Source organism: Delftia sp. (assembly GCF_059499305.1).
Window position 1 is genome coordinate 1 of sequence record NZ_JCABYI010000025.1, and the last position, 15,471, is coordinate 15,471.

At 69.2% G+C, this 15,471-nt stretch carries 15 protein-coding genes and 1 pseudogene; 3 read left to right on the forward strand and 13 right to left on the reverse strand.

Annotated features, from left to right (window positions below; all coding sequences use genetic code 11):
• The 4 genes and pseudogenes from AC5I49_RS15730 to AC5I49_RS15745 all read right to left on the reverse strand — a co-directional run.
• Positions 1-214, reverse strand: a pseudogene (locus tag AC5I49_RS15730) (phenylacetate--CoA ligase); the annotation flags it as partial.
• A 12-nt stretch (positions 215-226) separates the two neighbouring features.
• Positions 227-694: a hydroxyphenylacetyl-CoA thioesterase PaaI gene (gene paaI, locus AC5I49_RS15735; protein WP_043792457.1), complete on the reverse strand. Its 468-nt coding sequence runs from the start codon at positions 692-694 to the stop codon at positions 227-229.
• Between the two features lie 10 nt (positions 695-704).
• Complete coding sequence (locus AC5I49_RS15740) at positions 705-1,487, reverse strand: enoyl-CoA hydratase-related protein (RefSeq protein WP_046987044.1); 783 nt, start codon at positions 1,485-1,487, stop codon at positions 705-707.
• Between the two features lie 167 nt (positions 1,488-1,654).
• Positions 1,655-2,650 (reverse strand): tripartite tricarboxylate transporter substrate-binding protein, encoded by a 996-nt coding sequence (locus AC5I49_RS15745; RefSeq protein ID WP_495789593.1) that lies wholly within the window; start codon positions 2,648-2,650, stop codon positions 1,655-1,657.
• Positions 2,651-2,827: 177 nt separating this feature from the next.
• On the opposite strand from AC5I49_RS15745, the gene hemE reads away from it, so the two are divergent.
• From hemE to AC5I49_RS15760, 3 genes are all read left to right on the forward strand, one after another.
• Positions 2,828-3,940: a uroporphyrinogen decarboxylase gene (gene hemE, locus AC5I49_RS15750; protein WP_046987045.1), complete on the forward strand. Its 1,113-nt coding sequence runs from the start codon at positions 2,828-2,830 to the stop codon at positions 3,938-3,940.
• A gap of 510 nt (positions 3,941-4,450) precedes the next feature.
• Entirely contained in the window at positions 4,451-6,652 is a 2,202-nt protein-coding gene (gene priA, locus AC5I49_RS15755; RefSeq protein ID WP_212646621.1) for a replication restart helicase PriA, read from the forward strand.
• 223 nt (positions 6,653-6,875) lie between these two features.
• Positions 6,876-8,012, forward strand: a complete 1,137-nt coding sequence (locus AC5I49_RS15760; RefSeq protein WP_046988369.1) for an asparaginase — start codon at positions 6,876-6,878, stop codon at positions 8,010-8,012.
• Positions 8,013-8,195: 183 nt separating this feature from the next.
• Here AC5I49_RS15760 and AC5I49_RS15765 read toward each other — a convergent pair whose 3' ends face one another.
• From AC5I49_RS15765 to AC5I49_RS15805, 9 genes are all read right to left on the reverse strand, one after another.
• Positions 8,196-9,059 carry a ChbG/HpnK family deacetylase gene (locus AC5I49_RS15765; protein WP_495789594.1) on the reverse strand — a complete coding sequence of 288 codons (864 nt, stop codon included), beginning with the start codon at positions 9,057-9,059 and terminating at the stop codon, positions 8,196-8,198.
• Entirely contained in the window at positions 9,056-9,478 is a 423-nt protein-coding gene (locus AC5I49_RS15770; protein ID WP_017406517.1) for a GtrA family protein, read from the reverse strand. Before AC5I49_RS15770 ends, AC5I49_RS15765 begins: the two co-directional genes overlap by 4 nt.
• A gap of 2 nt (positions 9,479-9,480) precedes the next feature.
• Complete coding sequence (locus AC5I49_RS15775) at positions 9,481-10,485, reverse strand: glycosyltransferase family 2 protein (protein ID WP_016454509.1); 1,005 nt, start codon at positions 10,483-10,485, stop codon at positions 9,481-9,483.
• The gene (locus AC5I49_RS15780) at positions 10,482-12,101 is read right to left on the reverse strand and encodes a glycosyltransferase family 39 protein (protein WP_495789595.1); all 1,620 of its coding nucleotides are present in this window, start codon (positions 12,099-12,101) and stop codon (positions 10,482-10,484) included. The genes AC5I49_RS15775 and AC5I49_RS15780 overlap by 4 nt, the downstream gene beginning before the upstream one ends.
• 107 nt (positions 12,102-12,208) lie before the next feature.
• Positions 12,209-13,159, reverse strand: coding sequence for an AEC family transporter (locus AC5I49_RS15785; protein ID WP_016454507.1), 951 nt, complete (start codon positions 13,157-13,159; stop codon positions 12,209-12,211).
• Positions 13,160-13,283: 124 nt separating this feature from the next.
• Positions 13,284-13,643 carry a hypothetical protein gene (locus tag AC5I49_RS15790; RefSeq protein ID WP_016450375.1) on the reverse strand — a complete coding sequence of 120 codons (360 nt, stop codon included), beginning with the start codon at positions 13,641-13,643 and terminating at the stop codon, positions 13,284-13,286.
• Positions 13,644-13,736: 93 nt separating this feature from the next.
• Entirely contained in the window at positions 13,737-14,138 is a 402-nt protein-coding gene (locus tag AC5I49_RS15795) for a roadblock/LC7 domain-containing protein (protein WP_016450374.1), read from the reverse strand.
• A complete protein-coding gene (locus AC5I49_RS15800; protein WP_016450373.1) occupies positions 14,135-14,698 on the reverse strand; it encodes a GTP-binding protein in 564 nt (187 codons plus the stop codon). Before AC5I49_RS15800 ends, AC5I49_RS15795 begins: the two co-directional genes overlap by 4 nt.
• Positions 14,695-15,453 (reverse strand): hypothetical protein, encoded by a 759-nt coding sequence (locus AC5I49_RS15805; protein WP_016450372.1) that lies wholly within the window; start codon positions 15,451-15,453, stop codon positions 14,695-14,697. Before AC5I49_RS15805 ends, AC5I49_RS15800 begins: the two co-directional genes overlap by 4 nt.
• Between the last annotated feature and the right edge of the window lie 18 nt (positions 15,454-15,471).

Sequence of the window (15,471 nt, forward strand, 5' to 3'; positions counted from 1 at the left end):
TGGTGGTGAAGGGAAAGCGGGCCAGATCGGACAGCGTGCGCAGGTCGGACGGATGAACGCCCTTCTCATCGAAGGCGCGGCGGTAATGCGGCACATGGTCGTAGGCATGCTGCAGCGACCAGCGCAGGCGCAGCAGCTGCAGCGAGGCGATCTCGTCGCGGCTGGCGGTTTCGATGGGTTCGAGTTCGCCGGGGGCGGGGCGCTGGACAGGCATGGCTGGGCCCTTTCAGACGGGCTGGTTCAGGCCGGGCACGGTGGGCCGGCCCTTGAAGCTGTGCGAGCGGCCACGGAACAGCGCGATCACTTCCTGGCGCTGGTTGGTGACCTGCACGTCATAGACGCCGGTGCGGCCTGCGCGCGAGACTTCGCGGGCCTGGGCCGTGAGCACGTCGCCGGGCCGGCCGGGCGCGACGAAGTCCACGCTCAGGCCCGAGGCCACCGTCATCTCGTTGCGCGCATTGCAGGCATAGGCAAAGGCCGTGTCGGCCAGCGCCGTGATGAAGCCGCCGTGGCAGATGTCGAAGCCATTGAGCATGTCGTCGCGCACGGCCATCTCCATGCGCGCCGCGCCGGGGGCGATGTCCGTGATGCGCAGGCCCAGGCCTTGCGCGGCGCGGTCGCGCGCCAGCATGCCGTCGCGCACCTGCTCGGCCAGTCGCTGGGCGGCCTCGCCCGGGGTGTGGTTGTCTTGCATGGCGGGCTCCTCAGCGGTCCGAGAACACGGCAGCCCGCTTGCCCAGAAAGGCGGCCACGCCCTCCTGGTAGTCGTGGGCTGCGCCCAGCTGGCCCTGCTGGCGCGCCTCGCGCGTGAGCGCATGTTCGTAGTCCAGCAGCTGGGCCGAGTCCATGGCCTCCCGCGTGCGCGCCAGGGCCCGCACCGGCATGGCGGCCAGGCGCTGCGCCAGGGTCTGGGCCTCGCTGCGCAAATCGGCATCTTCCACGCAGCGCCAGATCAGGCCGATGCGTTCGGCCTCGGCCGCAGGCAGCTTGTCGCCTAGCAGCGCAAGGCCCAGGGCGCGCGCACGGCCCACCAGGCGCGGCAGCAGCCAGGTGCCGCCGCAGTCGGGCACCAGGCCGATCTTGGCAAAGGCCTGGATGAAGCTGGCCGAGCGTGCGGCCAGCACCAGGTCGCAGGCCAGCGCGATATTGGCGCCCGCGCCGGCAGCCACGCCGTTGACGGCGGCCACCACGGGCACGGGCATGGACTTGAGACGCAGGCACAGCGGCTGGTAGCGGCGCTCGATCAGGTCGCCCAGGTTCTGGTCGGGCGCGGCCTCGGGGTCGGAGAGATCCTGGCCCGCGCAAAAGCCGCGCCCCGCGCCCGTGAGCACCACGCAGCGCACCGAGGCATCGCCGGCAGCCTGTTCCAGGGCCGAAAGCAGCTGCTCGTGCAGCTGCGCGTTGAAGCTGTTGAGCGCGTCGGGGCGGTTCAGCACCAGGGTGCGGACGGCGTCTTGCTGCTCAACCAGAACCAGCGATGGGGGCATGGAAGTCTCCGTGGCCTGTCTGCCGTCTTTATGCGGCAGATCAAACATAATTTACCGAATGGTCGGTAAATGTTAGTCGCCAGACCCTTTCCACCACAAGCGCCCAGGCACCGAGGAAACCCTAGGCCCCATGAAAAAAGGCCCTCACGGGCCGATTTGTCGAAGGTTCAGGGCTTGAAACCCGAGCGCTGCACCACCGGCGTCCACTGGGCGCGGTAGGCCTTGAGCATCTCGGCCGTCTGCGCGCTGCTGCTGGAGACCGGGGTCAGCCGGCTGGCCTCGAATTTCTGGCGCGTGTCGGGCTCCTTCATGATCTCCTGCACCATGCGCGACAGGCGCTCGGCAATGTCGGGCGCCATGCTCTGGGGCGCGAACAAGGTGTTCCAGCCCATGCCCGACAGGTTCAGGCCCGATTCCTTGAGCGTGGGGATGTCCGGCGCCATCGTGCTGCGGCGCTCGCCCGACACGGCCAGCACGCGGATCTTGCCGGCCTCGTGCTGGGGCAGCAGCACGTCGAAGGTGTCGATGGCCAGCGGCACCTGGCCGCCCACCAGGTCGGTCAGCAGCGGGGCCGAGCCCTTGTAGCCCACGGTTTCGGTCCGGACCTTGGCGGCCTCGCCCAGCATCAGCGAGAAGAAGTGCGGCAGGCTGCCCGTGGCCGGCACGCCCACGTTGGCCTGCTGCGGATTGGCACGCAGCCAGGCCAGCAGGTGCGACAGCTGCCTGACGGGCACGGCACTGGCCACGGCCACGCCGAATTCGTAGCGATTGACCTCGCTGACCGGGCGGAAGTCCTTGTCGGGGTCGTAGCCCGAGTCAGGGAACACCAGGGGCGCCACCAGCATCACGGCCGGGTTGGCCAGCAGCAGCGCGGGCTGGGAGGCCGGCGCGTTCTTCACATACTGTGCCGACAGGCGGCCTCCCGCGCCGGGCTTGTTCTCCACCACCACGGGCGAGCCCACGCGCGCCTGCAGCTTGTCGGCCAGGATGCGCGCCACGCGGTCGGTGGCGCCACCGGGCGGGTAGCCCACGACGATGCGCAGCGGCGCCTTGCCCGGAAACAGCGGCTCGGCCGCCGTGGCACTTCCAGCCAGCCCGCTGGCAGCCCAAACGGCCGAGGCCGGTGCCAGGGCCAGGATCTGGGTCAGGGTTCTTCGCTGCATCGCAAACTCTCTCCTTGCATGGACGGATTCCCGTGCGGAACGCACGCCGCACAATGTAGCGGCCTCAAAAAGCCCGTTGCCGCCGATATTGACCAGGGTTAACCCGGGGCAAGACGCCCTGCGCTGCTCGGGCATCGCGGCAACCTGGCGAAGCCGACTCGGCGACAATCGCCCACCATGAGCTTCGCCCCCCTGACCAACGACACCTTCCTGCGCGCCTGCCGGCGCCAGGCCACCGACTACACGCCGCTGTGGCTGATGCGCCAGGCGGGCCGCTACCTTCCCGAATACAAGGCCACGCGCGCCCGGGCCGGCAGCTTCATGGGCCTGGCCACCAACGTGGACTACGCCACCGAGGTCACGCTGCAGCCTCTGGAGCGCTTCCCGCTGGACGCGGCCATCCTGTTCTCCGACATCCTGACCGTGCCCGACGCCATGGGCCTGGGCCTGTCCTTTGCCGAAGGCGAAGGCCCGCGCTTTGCCAAGGTGGTGCGCGACGAGGCCGCCGTGGCCGAGCTGGCCGTGCCCGACATGGACAAGCTGCGCTATGTGTTCGATGCCGTGACCAGCATCCGCCGCGCGCTCGATGGCCGCGTGCCGCTGATCGGTTTCTCGGGCAGTCCCTGGACCCTGGCCTGCTACATGGTCGAGGGCAAGGGCAGCGACGACTACCGCCTGGTCAAGAGCCTGATGTATGCGCGCCCCGACCTGATGCACCGCATCCTGTCCGTCAACGCCGACAGCGTGGCCGCCTACCTCAACGCCCAGATCGATGCGGGCGCCCAGGCCGTGATGGTGTTCGACAGCTGGGGCGGCGTGCTGGCCGATGGCGCCTTCCAGGAATTCAGCCTGGCCTACACGAAGCGCGTGCTGGCCGGACTCAAACGCACGGGCGTCGATGGGCAGGACGTGCCGCGCATCGTCTTCACCAAGGGCGGCGGCATCTGGCTGCCCGACATGAAGGACCTGGACTGCGAGGTGCTGGGCCTGGACTGGACGGCCAACCTGGCCCGCGCCCGCGCCATCGTCGGCGGCGAGGTGGGCGGACCCGGCAAGGCGCTGCAGGGCAACATCGACCCCAATGTGCTGTTCGCGCCGCCCGAGCGCGTGGCCGAGCAGGCGCGCGCCGTGCTCGACAGCTTCGGCGCCCCGCACACCGACAGGACCACCACGGGCCCCACGCACATCTTCAACCTGGGCCACGGCATCAGCCAGTTCACGCCGCCCGAGCATGTGGCCGCCCTGGTCGAGGCCGTCCACGGCCATTCGCGCGCCATGCGCCAGCGCTGAGCGCCCGCCCTGCTCCTCATCACACGCAGGACCGGATGCCAGCGCAGCGCCGGCCCCCTGCCGTGACAGCCACCGGCCCGGCTGGGCCGCGCTGTCCACAGTCCGCGCGCCCGGCCGGCGCTTGCTGCACAAGATGGCCACAGACCATCTTATGCACAGAAAAATCTGAGCGAGGTCTTAGGACTCACAGTTGTCACCCGCGCCTGCACGCGGGCGACATATCGATATAAGCCGTTGTTTTTGAAGATTTTTTTTGATAGCACCGTTTTCAGAATGCACCACTCGGAAAGGTCAGACAAATGGGGGGATGGCCATAGATCCGAATAATCCCCACAAAGTTATCCACAGAAATTGACGATATACCCAGAAACCCGTAGCCACCGCCCGGGATGTCTGGTGTAGAACGCCGCTTCCCACGCCTCGGACGCTGCCCAAGGCTTATGCTTGGCGGCTTTGTTGCCGCTGTTCGTGCCCTGCGGCGCCAGCGTTTTCAGGCCCCGCTTTCTTCCCATGCCCCTTCCCGCCCATACCGTCCATGTCGCCGTCCAGACGCCGGCGCACAGCGCCGTGGGTGATCTGCTGAGCTACACCTGCGAGCAGCCGCTGGAGCCGGGCACCCTGGTGCGCGTGCCGCTGGGACGCCGGGAACTGCTGGGCGTGGTCTGGGACGCGCCGGCCCAGCCGCCCCCCATGCCCGAAGGCGTGGAGCTGCGCGCCATCTGCGCCGTGCTGGAGGGCATCGCGCCGCTGCCGGCGGCCTGGCGGCGGCTGGTGGCCTTCGCCGCCTACTACTACCAGCGCAGCGTGGGCGAGATCGCCGTGACGGCCCTGCCGCCGCAGCTGCGCGACATGACGGCCGAGCAACTGGCGCGCCGGCTCAGGCCGACCAAGGCCGCGGCGAAGAGAGCGGCCAAGGCTGCAAAGGCGGAACAGGCGCAACCGGCGCCTGGCGCTGCGCCTGCATCAGCGCTCGCACCGGCCCCGGCCGCCGCAGACATTCCCCCCATCGTCCTCAGCGCCGAGCAGGCCGACGTCTTCACGCAGATCGCCGCCCACCCCGGCCCCTTCCTGCTCTACGGCAGCACGGGCAGCGGCAAGACCGAGGTCTACCTGAGGACCACCCAGGCCGCGCTGGATGCCGACCCCGGCGCCCAGGTGCTGGTGATGGTGCCCGAGATCAATCTCACGCCCCAGCTGGAGCAGCGCTTCCTGGCGCGCTTTGCGCCGCAGTACGGCGCGGCCTGCGTGGTCAGCATGCACAGCGGCATGACCAACCCGCAGCGGCTCAAGAGCTGGCTGGCGGCACACACGGGCACGGCGCGCATCGTGCTGGGCACGCGCATGTCGGTGTTCGCCAGCCTGCCGGGGCTGTCGCTGATCGTGGTGGACGAGGAGCACGACGCCAGCTACAAGCAGCAGGAAGGCGCGCGCTACTCGGCGCGCGACCTGGCCATCTGGCGCGGGCGCGATACCGGCGCCAAGGTCATCCTGGGCAGCGCCACGCCCTCGCTGGAGAGCTGGCACGCCAGCCGCCCGCCCAGTGCCGACGAGCCGCAGGGCGGCCGCTACCTGCGCCTGCACATGCCCAGCCGCATCGGCGCGGCCGCCCTGCCGCGCGTGCGCCTGGTGGACATGGGCCAGCAGCCGCGCAAGGCCGTGTTCTCGCCGCCGCTGATCGATGCCATCACCGAGCGTGTGCAGCGCGGCGAGCAAAGCCTGGTGCTGCTCAACCGCCGCGGCTTCGCGCCCGTGCTGTTCTGCGCCGACTGCGGCTGGAAAAGCGACTGCCCGCACTGCAGTGCCCACCAGGTCTTCCACAAGGCCGACCGCACGCTGCGCTGCCACCACTGCGGCTACACCCAGCGCGTGCCCATGGCCTGCCCCGGCTGCGGCAATCCCGACATCCTGCCGCTGGGCAAGGGCACGGAGCAGCTGGAGGAAGAACTGGCCCGCCTGCTGCGCAATGTGCAGCGCCCCGACCGCGAGCCCGCCCGCGTGGCGCGCATAGACGCCGACACCACGCGCGCCAAGGGCGCGCTGGAGGAGCAGCTGGCCCAGGTGCATGCCGGCGACATCGATGTGCTGGTCGGCACCCAGATGGTGGCCAAGGGCCATGACTTCCGGCGTATCACCCTGGTGGCCGCCGTCCAGCCCGACAGCGCGCTGTTTTCCAGCGACTACCGCGCGCCCGAACGCCTGTTCAGCCTGCTGATGCAGGCGGCCGGCCGCGCAGGGCGCGACGCGCACTACGTGGCCGCCCAGGGCAGCCATCCGGAGATGTGGATACAGACGCACGACCCGTCCCATCCCGTCTACACCGCGCTGCGCTCGCACGACTACCCAGCCTTTGCGGCGCGCCAGCTGCGCGAGCGGCGCGATGCGGGCATGCCGCCGTTTGCCTTCCAGGCCATCGTGCGGGCCGATGCGCGCAGCCAGGAGGCCGCCCAGGCCTTTCTGGCCGCCGCCGCCCAAGCCGCGCGCCAGGCCGGCCTGCCCCATGTGGACGATGTGTTTCTCTACCCGCCCATTCCCATGTCCGTCCAGCGCGTGGCCAATGTGGAGCGGGCGCAGATGCTGATCGAGTCGGCCCAGCGGCCCGCCCTGCTGCGCTTTCTCTGGGCCTGGCAGGCGCATCTGCACTGGATCAGGGCACAGCCCGAGCACCGCGCCCTGGTGCGCTGGCTGGTGGACGTGGACCCGCTGGCCATCTGAACGTGGCACAGCCTCTGGAACGGCCCCAAAAAACCTCAAGCCTTTCAGGCCTTTGGTGCAATCCCACAAAGCGTTCACCGCTCCTTTTTCGGAAGCGCTTTTAGCGCATCCGCCGCACGGCTCCCATCGGGATTTGCGCTGATGCAGGCGGGGCATGTTTATTGCATCGTGCCGCATTCAGCCCACAAGGCTGGATCATTCAATGCCTTTCCAGGAGCGATACATGCCGTTCACCCCCTTCCGTATGACCTTGATGGCCGTCGCGCTTGCGCTGGCAGGCTGCGCGTCCCAGCCCGGCGCCAGCCAGGCCCCCGCAGCCGCAGCGCCCGCCACGGCGACCGCCCCTGCACCCGCTCCCGCCGCACAGGCCGGCAAGCCCCATGTGGTCGTCCTGGCCACGGGCGGCACCATTGCCGGCGCGGGCGCCAGCGCCGTCAACAGCGCCACCTACACGGCCGCCAAGGTCCCCGTGGACAAGCTGCTGGCCGGCCTGCCCGAGCTGAGCAACATCGCCAACGTCTCTGGCGAGCAGGTCTTCCAGATCGCCTCCGAAAGCTTCACCAACAAGGAACTGCTGACGCTGGCACGCCGCGTCAACGAGCTGGCCAAGCAGCCCGGCGTGGACGGCATCGTCGTCACCCACGGCACGGACACGCTGGAGGAGACCGGCTACTTCCTGAACCTGGTGGTGCCCACCGACAAGCCCATCGTCATGGTCGGCTCCATGCGCCCCGGCACGGCCATCTCGGCCGACGGCGCGCTGAACCTGCTGGGCGCCGTGGCCACGGCCGCCTCCAAGGACTCGGCGGGCAAGGGCGTGCTGGTCAGCATGAACGACAACATCGACTCCGCGCGCGATGTGGCCAAGCTCACCAACATCAAGACCAATGCCTTCTCCAGCCAGTGGGGCCCGCTGGGCATGGTGGTCGAGGGCAAGACCTACTGGTTCCGCGCCCCCGTCAAGCGCCACACCAGGGGCAGCGAGTTCAACATCGAGCAGATCACCGACCTGCCCGCCGTGGACATCGTCTACGGCTACGGCAACGTGCCGGCCACGGCCATCGACGCGCTGGGCAAGGCCGGCGTCAAGGCCATCGTGCACGCCGGCACGGGCAACGGCTCGGTGGCCGACCGCATCGTGCCCAAGCTCAATGAACTGCGCCAAAAGGGCGTGATCGTGGTGCGCAGCTCGCGCGTGCCGGCCGGCTTCGTGCTGCGCAACGCCGAGCAGCCCGACGACAAGTACGACTGGGTCGTCGCCCATGACCTGAACCCGCAGAAGGCCCGCCTGCTGGCCGCCGTGGCCCTGACCAAGACGCAGGACACGAAGCAGCTGCAGCGCATCTTCTGGGAGTATTGATAGGCACCCCCTGAGGCGCTGGCGCGCCTTCCCCCTCTCTACCCGCTTCGCGGGGGAGGGGGACGACACCCTCGGTGCGGGGCGGCCCTTCCTCGGTGTCTCTCGCCTTGGGGTGCGTCGGTTTTTTGCGTTGCGCCCTGAAAGCCCGGTCATTTTTGGCCGGGCTTTTTCTATTGCCGCTTGCTAGTTCGATGTGAACAGCGGGGTGAGGGGGCCTTGGGCGATGTGGCAGTGCGCTTGTTCGAGGGCCTGGGCGAAGGCGTCGGAGCGCAGGTAGGCGTATTCGACGGCGCGCTGGGCGCCTATGGCGTCGCCCTGGACGGGGGCGGTGGCGGGGTGGCACATCATGAGGCTGCCGGGCTGCAGCTGGGCCAGCCATTGGGCCATGTGGCGGCCATAGCCTTCGGGCGTGGGCTTGTCGAAGGCGTAGACGCCGCCGAAGCCGTGGTTGAGCGGCACGCCCTGGCGGCGCAGGCGGCGGGTGGTGGTCCAGCCGCCGAGCAGGGCGATGATGGCGGCCTTGGGGTCGCGCCAGAGCTGGCCGGCCGGGGTGGTGGAGCGGACCCAGGGCAGGTCGTCGGCGTTGTCGCCATAGCGCTGGCGCAATTCCTGCACCAGCGCGGCGCGCACGCCGGGGAGCTGGTGCACGTGCTGGTGGCCGTCGATGAAGTCGGGGGCCATGCCCAGCGCGTCCTCGAAGGCGTCGAGCTGGCGGCGCCAGGCGTCGCGCATGGCGGCGCCGCCGAGTGCGCCGGCATAGGCGCGCGCGATCACGGCACCGATTCCGGCGGCAGGCTGCAGGCCGTGGCCTTCGGTCAGGTTGAAGTGCAGGCCCAGCGACAGGCGCGGGCGCAGCGCGGGCAGGCGCCTGGCCGCCTGCCTCCAGTGCGGCGAGGTGGTCATGCAGCTGGTGGCCGACAGCCGGCCCTGCAGCGTGAGCTGCTCCACGGCCTCGTCGACCAGGGGGTGCAGCGCATAGTCGTCGGCGCACAGGACGACGGTTCTGGCCGGGGACTTCTCCCCGTTTATGGCAGGCATGGTGTTCATGGGGATTCCTTGCGTCCGGGGGCCGCAAAGGCCCAGAACTTGGCCAGGACGAAGGTGCCCACCGCCACCAGCACCAGCACCAGGGCCAGGCTCCAGAAATAGTGCCAGTGCAGCCAGTGCAGGGCCGCCCAGTACAGCAGCTCATTGGCCACGAAGGAGACGCAGGCCACGGCGAAGTATTTGGCCACCACGGCCCGGCCACGCGCCTGGGTCTGCACGAAGGTGAACAGCGCATGGCCGTTGTAGCTGACCACGAAGGCCACGAGAAAGGCCAGCACATTCGCATGCAGCGGCGCCATGCCCGCCAGCTGCACCAGCAGGGCGACCACGGCCAGGTGCGTGGCGGCCGCGCAGCCGCCCACCAGCACGAACTGCAGCGCCTGCGGCAGGCGGCGCAGCTGCGCGATCACGTCGTGCATGACTACTCCCGCGGCGCCAGCGGGCTGCGGTCCTCGTCGCGCGCCAGCAGATAGGTGGGACGGCGCTTGACCTCGTCATAGATCCGGCCGATGTACTCGCCCAGGATGCCGATGGACATCAGCTGCACGCCCGAGAACAGCATGATGCTGGCCGCCAGCGTAGGCCAGCCGTCCAGCGGGTTGCCGAAGATCAGCGTCTCCATGGTGATCCACAGCCCGTAGAGCAGGGCCGCCAGCGAGATCATCCCGCCCACGATGCTCCACACGCGCAGCGGCAAGGTGGTGAACGAGGTCAGCCCCAGCAGCGCCAGCGAGCCCAGGCGCCGGAAATTGAAGCTGGACGCCCCGGCCGTGCGGTCGGCCGGCACGAACGGCAGTGCCGCCGCCTTGAAGCCCACCCAGGCGTACAGGCCCTTCATGAACCGGTGGCTCTCGGGCAGGGCCTTGAGCGCGTCGGCCACGCAGCGGTCCAGCCAGCGGAAGTCGCCGGCATTGGGCGGGATCTTCACCAGGTTGCCGGCATTCATGAGCCGGTAGAACAGGTTGGTGCCCACCCGCTTGGCGCCGCTTTCGGCGCCCCGGTCGGCGATCACGCCATAGACCATGTCGTAGCCGGACTGCCACAGCTCGCACATCTGGGGCAGCATCTGCAGCGGATGCTGGAAGTCGGCATCGATCAGCACCACGGCATTGCCGCGCGCATGGTCTATGCCGGCCGACAGGGCCGCCTCCTTGCCGAAGTTGCGAGACAGCGCCAGGTAGCGCACGGGCAGCTCCTGCGCCATGCGCAGCGCGATCTCGTGCGTGGCGTCGCGGCTGCCATCGTTGACGACGATCAGCTCGTAGTCGGGCGTCAGCGTGCGCACGGTCGCGTCCAGGGCGCGCAGGAACGCCTCCAGGTTGCCCTCTTCATTGTGGGCCGGCACCACGCAGCTCAGCCGCAGCGGCGCGCGCGGCAGCATTCCCTTGGGAGCGGCCGGAGCAATGTCAGCATGCAATTCGGTCATAGGCCAGCATTGTCAGCGGGCTGGCTGCCCGCGCGCGGCAACACATCAAAAACCGCATACGCATAAGGTGTGGGCACAGGAAAACGCCAGCCCGAGCGTTGCAGCGTGAGCACACGCGGCTCCTGCGGCAGGCCCAGCTTCGCCAGCCAGGCCTGCGCCTGCCGCTCGCAATCGCGCGATTTCGCGGTCGGCCCGGGCTCGCCGGCCACGGGGCCGCGCGGGCACAGCAGCAGGCCGGGCTGGCGGCGCCAGTCCGGCAGCGCCAGCACACGCGCATATTCGCTGTCGGGCAGGCCGGGGATGGTGCGCAGATGCGGCTGTGCATAGAAGGAGAGCATGGCGTTTTCCGCCCAGTCGCCGCCCACCCACTGCAGCGGCTGCTCCGGGTGGCGCTGGTTCCAGGACAGCACGATGGCCTGGGCCGCATCGGCCGCGGGCCGGTAGTAGTCGGAACTGCTCTTGCGCGCATTGCCCCAACCCGCGGCCACGCCAATCACCAGCACCACGGCCAGGCTCGGCCACCAGGCGCGGCGCAGCGCGGCCAGGGCGGCCTGCGTCGCGGCAGGCGCCTCGGCGTCCAGGTTGCGCAGCCACAGCAGCACGAAGGCATAGCCGATGGGAATGGCCCAGGGCGTGGACAGCTCCACCACGCCGGTGGCGCCAAAGCCCAGCGTCGTCAGCCAGGGCATGAGGGCCAGCCAGAACAAGGTGTCGCCCCGCCCCTGCCAGGCCCAGCTGCGGCGCAGAAAGCGCGCGCTCCAGCGCAGCCAGCCACCGCCTTGCTGGCGGGCCTGCATGAAGCCATACACCAGGCACACGGCCAGCCAGGCCGGCAGCCAGTAGAAGATGGGCGCCAGTGCAAAGCGCAGCACATAGCCCCACACCACCTGCCCGCCGCCCTGGTCCATGGCATAGCCCAGCGTCACCCACTGGTGGTGGGCAATCCAGGCCACATGCGGCGCCAGCGCCAGGCCAAAGGCTGCCAGCGCCACATAGGGCCTGGGAGTGAGCAGCCACTGGCGACCTTCGCGCACCAGGAGGATGGGCAGCAGAAAACCGGCCAGGAACACGCCGCTGTAGTACTTGCTGAGCATGCAGGCGGCCGAGACCACGCCCAGGGCCACGCTGAAGGCCACGCCGCGCGCCCCCTTTTCCTGCCAGCTGGCCAGCAGCAGGGCCGCCGCCCAGGGCCACAGGGACAGCAGCTGGCTGTTGGCGTTGAACTTGCCGGCCAGCGTCGTATACGGGAAGCACCACAGCAGCAGCAGCGCCCCCAGCGGCGCCAGGCGCGCCAGCCCCAGGCGCTGGCCCAGCACATAGACACCCCACAGGCCCACGCCCACATTGGCATAGGACAGCAGGCGGTAGAAGGCGTCGTTCTGCGGAAACACCATGAACCACAGGCCGACCACCCAGGCGAAGAACGGCGGGTGCTTGTGCGTGCCCAGCTGCAGCGGCTGGGACCAGGCATAGTTCTCCAGCATGTCGTGGTAGCCGTCCAGGTTGCCATTGGCCAGCCAGGACACCAGGGCCCAGAGCAGGCAGGCCAGCGTCACCATCCAGAGCAGGCCCGCGCCCGTGGGGGCGCCGGCCGGGGCAGAGGGGGAGGGTTTCATGCAATCCCGTCGAGGTGGTGAAAAAACATGGGCGCGATTGTAGAGAGCGCCAGCCTGCCGACAGGCCTGGACTGTCCGGGCCTGCCAGGCCTGCCGCTCGGACCGGCTCAGGTCATCAACGCCACGGCGCCCGAGAAGCTCAGGAAGGCCAGCACCGTGGACACCAGGATGATGCGGGCCACCCGCCCGCCATGCGCACCGAAGCGCTCGGTCAGCAGCGAGACATTGCTGGCGCTGGGCAGTGCGGCCAGCAGCACCAGGGCCACGAAGGCCTCCTCACCCAGCGGCAGGCCCAGCGCCATGGCCGCGCGGGCCACGGCCCAGACCAGCAACGGATGGACCAGCAGCTTGGCCAGCGCGATGGGCACGTAGTCGCGCGCGGCCACGCGCTCATGGCTGTTCATCTGCGAGCGCGCCAGCACGGCGCCTATGGTGAACAGCGCCACGGGCGAGGCCGCGCCCGCCAGCATGGCCACGGTGCGGTCGATGGGGCCGGGCAGCGTCCAGCCCGCCGCCGACGCCACTGCGCCCAGCACGATGGACCAGGGCATGGGGTTGGAGGCCATGCCCGCCAGCGCGCGGCGCAATGCCACCGCCACACCGTGCCCGCCCGGCATTCCGAGGCGCGACAGCGCAATGCACAGCGAGGTGGTCACCACCATGTCGATGGCCATGGTGACGATGACCGGGCCCGCCGCACGCTCACCCAGCAGCGCCACCAGCATGGGCACGCCCATGAAGCCGGTATTGGGGAAGGCGGCCACCAGCGCGCCGAAGGCCGCATCGTTCCAGCCCACGCGCCGCAGCGTGAGCGCCACGGTGGCGCCCACCATCAGCAGCGCGCACAGCAGGTAGACCACGGAGACGCCCACATCCAGCAGTTGCGCGATCGGCGTCTGCGCGCCAAAGCGAAACAGCATGCAGGGCAGCGCGAAATACAGCACGAAGGCGTTGAGCCCCGGTATCGCCGCCTGCGGCAGCACGCCACGCCAGGTGGCTGCGAAGCCGCAGGCCACGAGAGCAAAGAAGGGGAAGGTGATCAGCAGGACGGACAGCACGCGGCGATTCTGGCAGCAAGCCGGCGCGTACGCTGCGCGCCCGTGGCGCACCGGTGACGGCGGGCGAAAAAAAACCTGCCGGAATCCGTCTCCGGCAGGTCTGGCGGCAAGAGCGCGGGCGCTCTCAGAGTGCCAGGTCCTTTTCGATCTCCTGCACCTTGCGGCGGGCCAGCGCCAGGTTGGAGCGGCTCTTGTCCAGCACCAGGTAGAAGAACACGCCTTCATGGGCGGCCACGGGCCGGATGACGTGGTACTGGTGGGTCAGGGTGATCAGGATGTCGTCGATGGCATCGTCCAGCTTGAGCATGCGCATGGTCTTGAGCTTGGCGCGCACCACCTCCGTGTTGCCGGCGGCGGCCAGCTCCATGTCGAGGCCGGAGCCCGCGCTGCCCATCAGCATGCCGCTGGTGCTGTCCACCAGGGCTGCGCACAGGGCGCCATCGATGCCCAGCAGGCCGTTCAGAGAATCATGTATCGAAGCCATATGCCACCTCTTTCAAATAGCAAGGGCAGGCGATGCGATGGACTCATCGCGCCCGCTCCTCGGGGGAGAAAACTCTTGAATCGGATACGGGGGTCAGAGACGGGACAGATCGCCGGCCACTTCGCCCGCGGCCCACAGCGCACGTCCCAGCAGGGCGCTTTGATCGACCACCATGCACAGGATGGCCGGGTGGCTGCCGCCCACGGCCTGGAAAAGGACGGTACCCAGTTCGGTCTCGAAGGTCAGGCGGTGGCAGGACTTGTGGCCTATCTCGGCGGCCACGGCCTTTGCCATGGCCATCAGCGAGCCCGCCATGGCAGACAGGCGCTCCGTCGGCAGCTCGCTCTTGACCCGCAGGGCCGTGATCTCGAAACCATCGGGCGTGCACAGCAAGGCGATATGCACGCCCTCGAGAGGCGCCACCACGCGATTGAGTGCAACTTGGCCAGCTTCGATCACGGTGGAGGAAATCTGGGGATGCGTTGGTGTCTTCATGCCTGACTTTGCAAGGAAAGCAAGGAAACGAGCACCCCCAGCGCATCCAGCAACTGCTGCCGGTCACGGGGGTCCGCCTGGATGACAGGCACTATACCGCGACCTCGATCGGCCAAGGCGGTGCTGAACGCCTCCTGCTGTTGTTCGCTGGCGTCACGGCAACTGAGCAGAAGCACCTGGGGTTCGACCTCCAGGGTGGCGATCTCGGACAGGAGCTGCGCGGCATAGTCCGGCGCCGAGGCATCGCCCACATCCACCATCAGCAGCACGCCCACCGAAGCATTGAGCACCCAGCGGCGCACGAAGTCGAAGCGGTCCTGGCCCGGGCTGCCCACCAGTTGCAGCCGCATTCCCTCGCCCAGATCGATCTCGCCGAACTCCGCGCCCACGGTGGTGAACTCCTTGGAATGGGCGGCCCGGTCGAGATTGGGCACATCCGTTGCGGCCATCAGCGCTCCGCACAGGCTGCGCAGCGCCGTGGTCTTGCCGATGCCCATGGGGCCGATCAGGCTCACCCGCACCAATCCCGCACCGGGCTGGTCGCTCATCCACATGCTCATGCCTGCCCTCCGCGGCGTATCCAGCCGGTCAGCCGCTGCACCCACTGGCGCGACAGGCCTGGCGCCACGGCAGTGGCAGCCCCGTGCGCCTGCGCGCGGTGGCCGCCCAGCGGCGTCGGATCGTCCGCACGGGCCGGCCTCAGGCTGCAATCGAGCGTGCCGCGCAGCCGGGGGTGGCGCAGCAGCTCGGCCACGGCGGCAGGCGCCATGCCGCTGTGCTCGCACAGTGTGGCCACATCCATCGGGCCACGGCACAGCATGGCCAGGGCCCGCAGGGATTCGGCACTGTTCCAGGGCGCGGGCAGCGCCACCCATGCCTTGAGCCGGAATTGGTAGCGGCAGCCCTCAGCCTGCTGCCGAAGGTCATCCAGGGCGCGCACCAGGGTCTGCGAGGACGCCACCTGCTGGCGCACCGTCCAGTCCATGAGAAAGACGGCGGCCCGGTCCAGCATGTCGATCAGGTCGGAGAGCGTGAAATCCAGATCCAGATAGGTGGCCAGACGCTGGGGCGTGCGTTCCAGGTGCTGCCCCTGGGGCACACCGCCCACATAGACCACGCAAGGCAGCCATCCGGCCGCCTCGGGCACGGGCAGGCTGCCGTCCACCACCAGCACCTGGGCGCTGACCAGGGGCACCTGCCGCCAGCCGCGCAGCGACTTGCGGGACGCCACGGCAAACAATGTCTCAAAACGCTGCTTGAGCAGCGGCGACCACAGCTCGGCAGCCAGGCCAATCTCATCGGTAGTGCGAGCCAACTTCAACGCCTCCCCGGA